The sequence below is a fragment of the Streptomyces sp. NPDC048462 genome (assembly GCF_043200175.1).
Taxonomy (GTDB): Bacteria; Actinomycetota; Actinomycetes; order Streptomycetales; family Streptomycetaceae; genus Streptomyces.
The window spans coordinates 145,281-157,642 of the sequence record NZ_JBICXG010000011.1; the positions used below are offsets into that span (position 1 = coordinate 145,281).

A 12,362-nucleotide genomic window follows, 5' to 3' on the forward strand; every position below is an offset into this window, starting at 1 on the left:
GGGGCATCCGGACGCCATGGGGCTCGTGGGTGGCGTGAAGTGGGGATAACCCCACCCGTTGCCCGACGCGACTGCTTACTGTTCCTTTACAGGGCCTAGACTCCCGTGCGTACAGATCGTCGAACAGGTTTGAGGGAGCGAGGGGGCGGACGTGACGGACGTTGCGGACCTGTCGGGACCGGCCGTTCTCGCGTCGGAGTACTTCCACAGCTACTCGGTCGTCGGGCTGCTCGCCGTGGTCGGGGTGCTGTTCGTCGCCGTCGCCTTCGGAGCCGGCCGGCTGATGCGCCCGGTGGTCCCGACGCCGGAGAAACTCCTCACGTACGAGTGCGGCGTGGACCCCGTGGGGGAGGGCTGGGCCCACACCCAGGTCCGTTATTACGTGTACGGCTTCCTGTACGTGATCTTCGCCGTCGACTCGATCTTCCTGTTCCCCTGGGCAACCGTCTTCGCCGCGCCCGGATACGGCGCGACGACGCTGGTGGAAATGTTCATCTTCCTCGGTTTCCTGGCCGTGGGACTGCTCTACGCATGGAAGAAGGGCGTCCTCGAATGGACGTGACGAGCCCGTCGTCAGCCGGTCAGCCGCAGCCCCAGCCGCAGTCGGGACCGGAGTCGGGTCCCGTGCCCGTACCCGGGCCCGAACCCGTACCCACGTTCCTTCCCGAGCCGAAGCGGCTCGGGGTGCTGTCCCGGCTCGCGCCCGAGCCGATGAAGGTGGTCCTCAACTGGGGACGCCGCTACAGCCTCTGGGTCTTCAACTTCGGACTCGCCTGCTGCGCGATCGAGTTCATCGCCGCTTCCATGGCGCGCCACGACTTCATCCGGCTCGGCGTGATCCCGTTCGCGCCCGGCCCCCGCCAGGCCGACCTCATGATCGTCTCCGGCACGGTGACGGACAAGATGGCCCCGGCGGTGAAGCGCCTGTACGAGCAGATGCCCGAGCCCAAGTACGTCATCTCCTTCGGCGCCTGCTCCAACTGCGGCGGCCCGTACTGGGATTCGTACTCGGTGACGAAGGGGGTCGACCAGATCATCCCGGTGGACGTCTACGTCCCCGGCTGCCCGCCCCGGCCGGAGGCCCTGCTCCAGGGGATCCTCAAGCTCCAGGAGAAGATCGCCCGCGAGTCACTCAGCGAGCGCTACGGAACGGGCGACGCGGCCCGTCCGTCCACCGCCGCGCTGCGCAGCGGACTGGTCGCCGCGCCGTCCGTGACCGGTTCCGCCCCCGACTCCCCGAAGGAGGAGGGGAAGTGACCGCCGCCGAGAGCTACGACCGGCTGCCGGACGCCGTCGCCGAGATCTTCGGCGAGGACGCCACGGCGGAGCAGTCGTACGAACTGCTGACCGTCGACGTGCCGCCCGCATCCTGGATCGCCGCGCTCGAAACGGCGCGCGACCGCCTCGGCTGCACCTACTTCGACTGGCTGAGCGCCGTCGACGAACCGGGCACGGGCTTCCTGGTCTGCGCCCACCTCGTCGCGCTGCCCGACCGTGCCGGCCCCGGCCCCGCGGTCCGCCGGCTGCTGGTCCGCACGACCGTTCCGCACGAGGCCGCCGTGCTGCCCAGCGCGATCGGCGTCTACGCGGGCGCCGCCTGGCACGAGCGCGAGACCCACGAGATGTTCGGCATCGGCTTCGACGGCCACCCGCACCTGGTCCCCCTGCTGCTGCCCGAGGGCTTCGAGGGCCACCCGCTGCGCAAGGACTTCGTCCTGGCGGCCCGCGTGGCGAAGGCCTGGCCGGGAGCGAAGGAGCCGGGCGAGTCGGAGCACGGCGGCCCGAAGCGCCGCACGATGCTGCCGCCCGGCGTCCCCGACCCGAACGAATGGGGCCCGCTGAAGGGCCAGCTCCCGCCTGCCCCCGCCCGCCCCGCCCGCGCGGCGAGGCCGGCGGGCGACCGCCCGGCCCGCCGCACCCGCGGCGCGAGCGACGGCTCGGTGGGCCAGCGGCCGGGAGCCCCCGACACCGGGGCGAGCCCGGCCCCGGCGCCCCGGACCACACCGGCTCCGGGTACGGGTACGGGTACGGAGCCTGCGCCCGCCCCGGGTCCAGATGCGTCTGCTCCGGCGCCCGCGCCTGCTCCGAACACGGACGCACCGGCGCCTGCCCCTGCTCCGGCGACGGACGCACCGTGGCACAACGCCCGCCCGGCCTTCGACGACGCATCGGACCGGGATGCCGGGGCTCCGGCTGATGCCGGGGCTGCGGCTGATGCCGGGGCCGCTGCCGATGCCGCTGATTCGGCACAGTCCCAGCCCCTCCGGCGTTTGAGGAGCGGGGCCCCGGGGGCAGAGCCCCCGGTTCGGGAAGGGACGGGCAGGGGAGAGCCCCCGCGCAGCGGCACCCCCACCGAACAACCCCCCAAGGCAGCAGACGCAGCAGACGCAGCAGAGGCACCAAACGCAGCGGACGCACCAAACACAGCGGACGCGGCGGACACAGCCAAGACATCCGATACAGCTGATACCCCCGATACTCCTGATACCCCCGACACTCCAGCCGGAGGCGAAACCGAGTGAACGACGTACTGGACGTCGCCCTCCGCCTCGTCATCGTGTTCGCGGTGTTCATGGTCGTCCCCCTCGTCGTCGGCCAGGCCGAACACAAGGTGATGGCCCACATGCAGGGCCGCCTGGGCCCCATGTACGCCGGCGGCTTCCACGGCTGGGCCCAGCTCGTCGCGGACGGCGTGAAGTTCGTACAGAAGGAAGACATCGTCCCGGCCGAGGCCGACCGCCGCGTCTTCCAGCTGGCCCCCGCCGTCGCGCTGCTCCCGTACCTCCTCGTGCTCGTGGCCATCCCGATCGGCCCCGGCGAGGGCGCGGTCGGCCAGGTGGTCGACGCGGGCATCTTCTTCGTGCTCGCGGTGATGGGCATCGGCGTGCTCGGCTCGCTCATGGCGGGCTGGGCATCGGCCAACAAGTTCTCGCTGCTCGGCGGGATCCGCACCGCCGCCCAGCTGCTCGCGTACGAGCTGCCGATGCTGCTCGCCGCCGCCTCGGTGGCGATGGCGGCCGGCACGGTCTCGCTCCCCGGCATCCTCGACGCCTTCGAGTGGTGGTGGCTGCCGTGGCAGATCATCGGGGCCCTGGTCTTCTTCGTGGCAGGGCTCGCCGAACTCCAGCGCCCGCCCTTCGACATGCCGATCGCGGACTCGGAGATCATCTTCGGCGCGTACACCGAGTACACCGGCCTCCGGTTCGCCCTGTTCCTGCTCGCCGAGTACGCGGGCATCGTCGTGCTGTGCGCGCTGACCACCGTCCTCTTCCTGGGCGGCTGGCACGGCCCACTGGGCGCCGACGGACTGGGCTGGGTCTGGACCCTCCTGAAGGTCGCCGTCCTCGCCTTCGTCGTCATCTGGTTGCGCGTGAGCTATCCCCGCCTCCGCGAGGACCAGCTGCAGAAGCTCGCCTGGACCACGCTCATCCCGCTCGCTCTCGCGCAGATCGCGCTCACCGGCATCGTGAAGGTGGCGATCAACTAGTGCCCCCGATCCCCGGCGCAGGCCTGGCCAAGGGTCTCGCCGTCACCCTGCGGACGATGACCAAGAAGACCGTCACCGCCCAGTACCCGGACACGCAGCCCGAACTGCCGCCCCGCTCCCGAGGCGTCATCGCGCTGTTCGAGGAGAACTGCACGGTCTGCATGCTCTGCGCCCGTGAGTGTCCGGACTGGTGCATCTACATCGACTCCCACAAGGAGACGGTGCCCGCCGCCGCCCCGGGTGGGCGCGAGCGCAGCCGCAACGTGCTGGACCGCTTCGCCATCGACTTCTCGCTCTGCATGTACTGCGGTATCTGCATCGAGGTGTGCCCGTTCGACGCGCTGTTCTGGTCGCCGGAGTTCGAGTACGCGGAGACGGACATCCTCGAACTCACCCACGAGCGCGACAAGCTCCGCGAGTGGATGTGGACCGTGCCGGAGCCGCCGGCGCTCGATCCGGCGGCCGAGGAGCCGAAGGAGATCGCCGCCGCCCGCAAGACGGCGGACAAGCTCCGGACCAAGCGTGAGCAGGAGGCCGCCGCCGAGGCCGCCCCGCCCACCCCGACGGATCCCACCCCGACGGATCCCACCCCGACGGACCCCACCCCGACGGACCAGGAGGGCCAGGCGTGATCACCGCCAACGTCCTCGCCGACGGCCCCGCCCACGTCCTCGCCGCCGGGAGCCATCCCGGCTTCCTCTCCCCGGCAGGCATCGAGATCGCCTTCGTCCTGGTCGGGATCGCCACCCTCGGCGCGGCCCTCGTCACCGTCACGACCAGACAACTGGTACACGCCGCCCTCTGGCTGATCGTGGCGCTCGGCGGGCTCGCCGTCGAATACCTGCTGCTCACGGCCGAGTTCATCGCCTGGGTGCAGGTACTGATCTACGTCGGTTCCGTCGTCGTCCTCCTGCTGTTCGGCCTGATGCTCACCAGGGCCCCCATCGGCCGCTCCCCGGACGCCGATTCGGAGAACCGCTGGGCCGCCCTCGCGGTGGCGGTCGCCGCCGCCGGCACCCTCGTATGGGTCGTCGTCGACGCCTTCCGCACCACCTGGATCGAGCTGGACGGACCGGCCCAGGGGTCCACCGAGGCGACCGGCGCCTTTCTGTTCCGGCACTGGGTACTGCCCTTCGAAGCGCTCTCCGTCCTCCTGCTCGCAGCGCTCGTCGGCGCGGTCGTCCTGTCCCGCAAGGCCCAGGAAGCCAAGAGCCGAGAGGACAACAGCTGATGCACCTCGCCTATCCCGCCGTGCTCGCCGTCCTCCTCTTCTGTACCGGCCTCTACGGGGTTCTCGCGCGCCGCAACGCGATCCTGGTCCTGATGTCCGTCGAGCTGATGCTCAACGCGGTCAACCTCAACCTGGTCGCGTTCGACGTATGGCTGCGCGACGCCCTGCACTCCGGCCAGGCCCTCACCCTGTTCACCATCGCCATCGCGGCGGCGGAGATCGGCATCGGCCTGGCCATCGTCCTCGCCGTGTACCGCAACCGAGGCAGCTCCGACGTCGACCGCCTCCGCGACACCGCCGAGACCGACGAGGCCGAGGAACTCCCGGACGACGACAGGGACACCGACGACAGGGACACCGAAGTCCCCGAAGACCAGGCCACTGCTCCGGCAGGGAAGGCAAAGAAGGCAGAGGCCACCCCGTGACCACCACGACCCTCGCCGTCCTCGTCCCCCTCCTCCCGTTCCTGGGAGCCGCGGCCGGCCTCCTCCTCGGGCGCACGGCCCCCGGCTTCGTCCGCCCCCTCGCCGTACTGCCCTCCCTCGCCACCCTCGTCATCGCCGCCGTCGTCGCGGCCCGCCAGGGCGGCGGCCGGGCCATCGACGCCGCGACCCAGCTCACCCCCACCGGCTCGGTCCCGATCGACCTGGCGCTGCACCTCGACGGCTTCGCGGTCCTCGTCGCCGTGCTGGTCGCCCTGGTCGCGAGCTGCGTGCAGATCTACTCGACGGCGTACCTGCGCGACGACCCCCGCTACCCCTCGTACACGGCCCTCGTCTCCCTCTTCACCGCCGCGATGCTGCTCGTCGTCTACTCCGGCGACCTGATGGTGCTCCTGGTCGGCTGGGAGGTCATGGGCATCTGCTCGTACTTCCTGGTCGGCCACTACTGGGAGACTCCCGAGGCCCGCGCGGCCTCCCTCAAGGCGTTCCTGGTCACCAAGCTCGGTGACGTCCCCTTCCTCATCGGCCTGTTCGCCCTCGCCGCCGACACGGGCACCTTCCGCATCACCGGCATCCTGGGTTCCGTCGCCCACGGCGGCCTCGACCACCCCACCGTGATCGCCCTGCTGCTGCTGGCCGGTGTCGCGGGCAAGTCCGCGCAGTTCCCGCTGCACACCTGGCTGCCCGACGCGATGGCCGGTCCCACCCCTGTTTCCGCGCTGATCCACGCCGCGACGATGGTCGCCGCCGGTATCTACTTCGTGGCCCGGCTGCTCCCCGTCTTCGCCGCCTCGGGCGCGGCGCTCGTCGTCCTCGCCGTGATGGCCGCCGTCACGATGATCGGCTCCGGACTCGCCGCACTCGCCCAGGACGACATCAAACGCGTCCTCGCCTACTCCACGATCGGGCAGCTCGGCTACATGTCCGGCGCCCTGGCCGTCGGCGACCGGGGTGCCGCCGTCTTCCACCTCCTCTCGCACGGCGCGTTCAAGGCCGTCCTCTTCCTCGCCGCGGGCGTCGTCATCCACGCCGCGGGCACCAACTCACTGGCCGCCATGTCCCGCATGGGCGGCCTGGCCAAGCGCATCCCCGACGCGTACTGGACGATGACCGTCGCACTCCTCGCGCTGGCCGCCGTCCCGCCGTTCGCCGGCTTCTTCTCCAAGGAAGCCGTCCTCGTCGCCGCCGAGCACACCGCCCTCGGCGACCGCCACGTCGCCCCGGCCGCCGCCGGCTGGACCGTCCTCGTCGCCGGACTCCTGGCCGCCGTGCTCACCGCGGCGTACGCCACCCGCCTCTGGCTCCTTGCCTTCCGCGGCCGGGGCGCCGAGGCCCCCGACCACGGCAGGCAGCCCGTCGCCATGACCTCGGTCCTGTGGGTCCTGGCCGTCCCCACCATGGCGTTCGGCCTGACCGTCGGCGTGATCACCGACTGGTTCGACGGCCACAGCCTCACCCCGTCGCTGACCACCGCCGTCCTGTCCACCGGCGTCGGCCTCGTCGGCGGCCTCGTCACCTACGGGGCCTGGCGCCACACCACGGCGCTCGCCGCCCGCACCCCCATGGGCTCCGTCGTGGCCCACCCCGACGCCGAACCCGCCCTCATCGAGGTCGAGGCCATGGAGAGCCGCACCGCCGCCTACGGGGACACCGGTGACGCCCCCGACCCGGCCGACCCCGGCCGGCTGCTGCTCGGCCCGCTCCACCGCCACGCGGCCGCCGGCTTCCACCTGGACGCCGTCTACGCGGCACTGTTCGTCCGCCCCGTCCAGGCGGCGGCGAGCCTCGTCCGCTTCCTGGACCGCGAGGTCGTCGACACCTACGTACGCGGCTCCGCCACCGGCGCACGCTGGCTCGGCACCGCCGTCCGCCGTGCCCAGACCGGCAACGTGCAGACCTACCTCAGCGCGCTGCTCGCCGGTTCCCTGGTCCTGGCGGTCGCCGCCGTCGTCTTCGCCAACGTCAACGCCGGGTCGTGAGCCGTGATCGATATCAGCGCATCCGTGATGCAGTTCCTTCTGGCGTTCATCGTCGTCGCCCCGCTCCTCGGAGCCGTCGCGGCCCTGCTCCCGGCCCCGCCCGGACTCAAGGGCCGCAACCCCGACCAGGCGGTACTCCGCCACGGCGTGACCGTGACCGGCGTGATCCTCATCGCCGCGATCGTGCTCGCCCTGGGCTTCGACCACGACCACCCGTCGAAGATGCAGGCCACCACCGACATCAGCTGGATCCCGGCGCTCGACGTCCGCATCCATCTCGGCATCGACGGCATCTCGCTCCCCCTTCTCGTACTGACCGCGCTGCTGACCTTCCTCTGCGCGCTCCACAGCTACTTCAAGCTGCCCGCAGGCCCCTCCCCGAAGGCCTTCGTCGCCCTGATCCTGGTCCTGGAGTCCGGCACCCTCGCGACCTTCGCCGTCCTCGATCTGCTGCTGTTCTTCCTGGCATTCGAGATGGTGCTCATCCCGATGTACTTCCTCATCGCCCGCTGGGGCGGCGCGCAGAGGCAGGCGGCCGCCTGGAAGTTCATCCTCTACACACTGCTCGGCTCGGTCGTCATGCTGCTGGGGCTGCTCCTCATCGGACTGAAGAGCGGCACCTTCGACATGGTGGCACTCGCCACTGACAACGGCCGAGGCCTCACCTCGTCCGTGCAGGTCATCGCCGTTCTCGCGATCGGCATCGGACTCGCCGTCAAGACCCCGATGTGGCCGCTGCACAGCTGGCTCCCGGATGCCCACACCGCCGCCCCGACCGTCGGCTCGGTCCTCCTGGCGGGCGTCCTGCTGAAGATGGGCACGTACGGATTCGTCCGGATCCTGCTCCCGATCGCCCCCGACGGCATGCACACCTTCGCGCCCTACCTCGCCGCCTTCGCGGTCGCCGGCATCATCTACGGCTCGCTCGCCTGCCTGGCCCTGGCCCGGCCCGGCGCCAAGGGCGACCTGAAGCGCCTGATCGCGTACTCCTCCGTCGGCCACATGGGCTTCGTACTCCTCGGCATCGCGAGCATGACCCCCACCGGCGTCAACGGCGCGCTCTTCGCCAACATCGCCCACGGGCTCATCACCGGCCTGCTGTTCTTCCTGGCCGGCGCGGTCAAGGACCGCTACGGCACCGCCGACCTAGACACCCTCTCCGGCGCCACCGGCGCCGCGCTCTACGGCAGCGCGCCCCGCCTCGGCGGCCTCCTCGCGTTCACCGCGATCGCCTCCCTGGGCCTGCCCGGCCTCGCCGGGTTCTGGGGCGAGATGCTCACGCTGTTCGGCGCCTTCGACCCGGCCGACGGCCTGAGCCGCCCCGCCTTCCTGACCTTCATGTCGGTCGCCGCGTTCGGCACCCTGCTCACCGCCGCGTACATGCTCATCCTGGTACGCCGCGTCTGCATGGGCGCCAAGCGCGAGGAACCGCACCGGATCCCCGACATCCAGCACCACGAGTTCGCCGCCTGGACCCCCCTCGCTGCCCTCACCGTCCTGGCCGGGCTGTGGCCCGCCGTCCTCCTCGGCCTCACCGACCCGGCCGTGCAGAAGCTCCTCGCAGGAGGCAAGTCGTGACCACAGCGGCCGAGAGCACCACCGGCCTGGTCCACACCGCGGCCGAGGGCACCACCAGCCTCGTCCAGTCCGTCGACTGGCTCGCCATCGCGCCCCCGGTCACCGTCGCCGCCGTCGCCCTCGTCGTCCTGGTCGCCGACCTCTTCGTACCCAAGGAGCGCAAGCCGCTCCTCGGCTACGGGGCCGTCGCCGGGCTCGTGGCCGCCCTCCTGCTCCTCCTCCCGCTGCGCGACGGCGACCGTTCCACCTTCTGCCTCAGCACCGGCACCCACGCCTGCAGCTACACCGCCGACCACTTCACCCTGGTCATCCAGCTCCTGGTGCTCGGCGGCGCCCTGCTGACCGCGCTGCTGTCGATCGGGGACACCCGCAAGCTGCCGGCCGGCGAGTTCTGGTTCCTGCTGCTGTCCTCCGCCGCCGGTGCCGCGCTGCTGCCCGCCGCCCGCGACCTCGCCACCCTCGTCGTCGCCCTCGAAGTCGCCTCGCTGCCCGCATTCGCCCTCGTGGGCATCAAGCGCGGCGACCGGCGCTCCTCCGAAGCCGCGCTGAAGTTCTTCCTGTCCTCCGTCGTCGCGACCGCCGTGATGCTCCTCGGCGTCAGCTTCGTCTACGCGGCGACCGGCACCCTCCACCTCACGGAGATCGCCGCCCGCCTCGACGACGTACCCGGGCAGCTCTCCACCCTCGCCGAGGCGGGCGTCGCCCTCACCCTCGTCGGCTTCGCCTTCAAGACAGCCGCCGCACCCTTCCACTTCTGGGTCCCCGACACCTATGTCGGCGCCCCGCTGCCGATCGCCGCCTACCTCTCGGTCGTCGGCAAGGCCGTCGGCTTCTCCGGCCTGATCCTCGTCACCGTGGTCGCGTTCCCCTCCTACGCGGACGTCTGGGGCCCCGCCCTCGCCGTCCTCGCCGCGCTCACCATGACCGTCGGCAACGTCGCGGCCCTGCGCCAGAGCGCAACCCGCGCCCGCAGCGCCGTACGCCTCCTGGCCTGGTCGTCCGTCGCCCAGGCCGGCTACCTCCTGGTGCCGATCGCCGCGGCCGCGTACGCCGGCGACCGGCAGATCGGCTCCACCGTCGCGTACGCCCTGATGTACGCCGTCGTGAACCTCGGCGCCTTCGCCGTCGCCGCCCTGGTCGCCCGCACCAGCCCCGGCAACCGTCTGGCCGACTACCGCAACCTCTACGCCACCCGCCCCCTGGCGGCCCTCGCCCTGGGCTTCTTCCTGCTCTGCCTGGCCGGACTGCCGCCGGGCATCATCGGCCTCTTCGCCAAGGTCACCGTCTTCTCCTCGGCCGTCGACGCCGGACTCGGCTGGCTCGCCGTCGTCATGGCCGTCAACGTCGTGATCGCGCTGTACTACTACCTCCAGTGGACCGCCGCCCTGTTCCGCGGCCCCGCCGAGGACGAAGCCCGGGAGGGCGCGCAGGACGGTACGGAGCAGCGGCCCGTCATCCGGCACCGCGCCCCGGCACCGCTCACCGCCGCGATCGTCATCACCGCCGTCGCCGGCATCGCCCTCTCCGGCGCACCCCAGGCGGTCCTCAGGTTCGCCGACGTCAACCTGTTCTGACGCCGGCAAGATCGGTTTGCCCGGAGCGGTCCGCGCAGGGCAGGGTCATGCCCGCGCACGGCGCATACGAACTGCACATCACAACCGAGGAGCCACAGGCAGTGCTGAACGGGTTCAAGGAATTCATCCTGCGCGGAAACGTCATCTCCATGGCGATCGGTCTCGCCGTCGGAGCCGCGTTCACCGCGGTCGTCACCGGGTTCAGCAACGCGTTCATCGTGCCGCTGATCGGCCTCATCACCCGAGGCACCGGTGACTTCAGCAAGGCCGAGTTCAAGTTCGACGGTGTGACCTTTCCCTACGGCCTCTTCGTCGCCGCCGCGATCGCCTTCCTCATCACCGCCGCGGTCCTCTACTTCTGCGTCGTCATGCCCATGGCCAAGGTCCAGGACCGCTTCACCGCCAAGAAGGACCAGGAGGAGGTCGACATCAAGGCCGCCCTGCGCGACTGCCCGCGCTGCTACACGGCGATCCCCGCCGTCGCCTCCCGCTGCGCCCACTGCACCAGCGAGGTCGAGCCCGACCCCGAGGCCCTGGCGCTCGCCAAACTCCCCGTCCAGCGCTGACCCCGCGGCACCTCTCCACCCGTACGGCCTACGGCCCGCCCCGGAGCGAACACCCGGAGCGAGCCGGGCCCCGCGGCAGTGAGCACAAGGGAACTAGCTCTCCTCGCCTGGCGTTGACCAGTACGGGAGGCTCCACTGGGGAGTGGAGCACCACCAAGCAAGGGTTCCCCTGCTGCACCATTTGGAGGGCGTACCGTGCACCGCCGGCACAACGGGCTGAGAACCGCCGTACTCCTCGGGGGCCTGTCCGCACTCATCATTCTCATCGGCAGCTTCTTCGGACGTACGGGCCTGATCGTCGCGCTCCTGGTAGCCGTCGGCACCAACGCCTACGCGTACTGGAACAGCGACAAGCTGGCGCTGCGCGCCATGCGCGCCCGCCCGGTGAGCGAGTTCGAGGCGCCCCAGCTGTACCGCATGGTCCGCGAGCTCTCCACGGCCGCCCGGCAGCCCATGCCGCGGCTCTACATCTCCCCGACACAGGCCCCCAACGCCTTCGCGACCGGCCGCAACCCGCGCAACGCCGCGGTCTGCTGCACCGAGGGCATCCTCCAGATCCTGGACGAGCGGGAGCTGCGCGGCGTCCTCGGCCATGAGCTCAGCCATGTCTACAACCGAGACATCCTGATCTCGTCCGTCGCCGGGGCCCTCGCCTCCGTCGTCATGTTCCTGGTCAACTTCGCCTGGCTCATCCCGGTCGGCCGCTCCAACGACGACGAGGGCCCCGGCATCCTCGGCATGCTGCTGATCATGATCCTGGGCCCGCTCGCCGCCTCCGTCATCCAACTGGCCGTCAGCCGCTCCCGTGAGTACGAGGCGGACGCCTCGGGCGCCCAGCTGACCGGTGATCCGTTGGCCCTCGCCGACGCCCTGCGTAAGCTGGATGCCGGAACCAAGCAGCTTCCGCTGCCCCCCGAACCGCGGATCGAGACAGCGAGCCACATGATGATCGCCAACCCGTTCCGTCCCGGCCGGGGCATGTCCAGGATGTTCTCGACCCACCCGCCGATGGCGGAGCGCATCGCCCGACTCGAGCAGATGGCAGGTCATCGCCCGTGAAGACAATTCTGAACGTCATTTGGCTGGTCCTGTGCGGCTTCTGGATGTTCCTGGGCTACCTGCTCGCGGGACTCCTGCTGTGCATCACGATCATCGGTATCCCGTTCGGCCTCGCGGCCTTCCGCATCGGCGTCTACGCCCTGTGGCCCTTCGGCCACCGCGTCGTCGACCGCCGGGACGCGGGCGCGCCCTCCTGCGTCGGCAACGTGCTGTGGCTGGTCCTCGCCGGGTGGTGGCTGGCGCTCGGGCACATCACCACCGGTATCGCCCTGTGCATCACGATCATCGGCATCCCCCTGGGCATCGCCAACTTCAAGCTGATCCCGGTGTCGCTGATGCCCTTCGGCAAGGAGATCGTCAGCACCGACGAGCAGTTCGCCGGCTGGTGACGAACCACCGCTGACGAACCACCGCTGACGAACCACCGCCGGCGAGCGGTGCTGCG

13 protein-coding genes are annotated in these 12,362 nt (G+C 70.9%); all 13 read left to right on the top strand.

Going from position 1 to position 12,362, the window contains the following annotated elements:
* Positions 1-151 precede the first annotated feature (151 nt).
* The 13 genes from ACGFU6_RS20140 to ACGFU6_RS20200 all read left to right on the top strand — a co-directional run bounded on the left by ACGFU6_RS20140 (position 152) and on the right by ACGFU6_RS20200 (position 12,306).
* Positions 152-562: an NADH-quinone oxidoreductase subunit A gene (locus tag ACGFU6_RS20140; RefSeq protein WP_393612499.1), complete on the top strand. Its 411-nt coding sequence runs from the start codon at positions 152-154 to the stop codon at positions 560-562.
* Positions 553-1,257, top strand: a complete 705-nt coding sequence (locus ACGFU6_RS20145) for an NADH-quinone oxidoreductase subunit B (RefSeq protein WP_393612500.1) — start codon at positions 553-555, stop codon at positions 1,255-1,257. The genes ACGFU6_RS20140 and ACGFU6_RS20145 overlap by 10 nt, the downstream gene beginning before the upstream one ends.
* On the top strand, positions 1,254-2,522 hold the full coding sequence (locus ACGFU6_RS20150) for an NADH-quinone oxidoreductase subunit C (RefSeq protein ID WP_393612502.1): 1,269 nt from the start codon (positions 1,254-1,256) through the stop codon (positions 2,520-2,522). The genes ACGFU6_RS20145 and ACGFU6_RS20150 overlap by 4 nt, the downstream gene beginning before the upstream one ends.
* Positions 2,519-3,487, top strand: a complete 969-nt coding sequence (locus ACGFU6_RS20155; RefSeq protein WP_393612504.1) for an NADH-quinone oxidoreductase subunit H — start codon at positions 2,519-2,521, stop codon at positions 3,485-3,487. The genes ACGFU6_RS20150 and ACGFU6_RS20155 overlap by 4 nt, the downstream gene beginning before the upstream one ends.
* Positions 3,487-4,119: a NuoI/complex I 23 kDa subunit family protein gene (locus ACGFU6_RS20160; RefSeq protein ID WP_393612506.1), complete on the top strand. Its 633-nt coding sequence runs from the start codon at positions 3,487-3,489 to the stop codon at positions 4,117-4,119. The genes ACGFU6_RS20155 and ACGFU6_RS20160 overlap by 1 nt, the downstream gene beginning before the upstream one ends.
* On the top strand, positions 4,119-4,718 hold the full coding sequence (locus ACGFU6_RS20165; protein ID WP_393612653.1) for an NADH-quinone oxidoreductase subunit J: 600 nt from the start codon (positions 4,119-4,121) through the stop codon (positions 4,716-4,718). Before ACGFU6_RS20160 ends, ACGFU6_RS20165 begins: the two co-directional genes overlap by 1 nt.
* Entirely contained in the window at positions 4,718-5,143 is a 426-nt protein-coding gene (gene nuoK / locus ACGFU6_RS20170; RefSeq protein ID WP_393612508.1) for an NADH-quinone oxidoreductase subunit NuoK, read from the top strand. The genes ACGFU6_RS20165 and nuoK overlap by 1 nt, the downstream gene beginning before the upstream one ends.
* Complete coding sequence (locus ACGFU6_RS20175; protein ID WP_393612510.1) at positions 5,140-7,140, top strand: NADH-quinone oxidoreductase subunit L; 2,001 nt, start codon at positions 5,140-5,142, stop codon at positions 7,138-7,140. Before nuoK ends, ACGFU6_RS20175 begins: the two co-directional genes overlap by 4 nt.
* A 27-nt stretch (positions 7,141-7,167) precedes the next feature.
* Positions 7,168-8,718 (top strand): NuoM family protein, encoded by a 1,551-nt coding sequence (locus ACGFU6_RS20180; protein ID WP_393612654.1) that lies wholly within the window; start codon positions 7,168-7,170, stop codon positions 8,716-8,718.
* Positions 8,715-10,292: an NADH-quinone oxidoreductase subunit N gene (locus ACGFU6_RS20185; RefSeq protein WP_393612512.1), complete on the top strand. Its 1,578-nt coding sequence runs from the start codon at positions 8,715-8,717 to the stop codon at positions 10,290-10,292. The genes ACGFU6_RS20180 and ACGFU6_RS20185 overlap by 4 nt, the downstream gene beginning before the upstream one ends.
* Before the next feature lie 101 nt (positions 10,293-10,393).
* Positions 10,394-10,858, top strand: a complete 465-nt coding sequence (gene mscL, locus ACGFU6_RS20190) for a large conductance mechanosensitive channel protein MscL (protein ID WP_393612514.1) — start codon at positions 10,394-10,396, stop codon at positions 10,856-10,858.
* Between the two features lie 195 nt (positions 10,859-11,053).
* A complete protein-coding gene (gene htpX / locus ACGFU6_RS20195; RefSeq protein WP_393612516.1) occupies positions 11,054-11,917 on the top strand; it encodes a zinc metalloprotease HtpX in 864 nt (287 codons plus the stop codon).
* The gene (locus ACGFU6_RS20200) at positions 11,914-12,306 is read left to right on the top strand and encodes a YccF domain-containing protein (RefSeq protein WP_073732710.1); all 393 of its coding nucleotides are present in this window, start codon (positions 11,914-11,916) and stop codon (positions 12,304-12,306) included. Before htpX ends, ACGFU6_RS20200 begins: the two co-directional genes overlap by 4 nt.
* Positions 12,307-12,362: the final 56 nt, after the last annotated feature.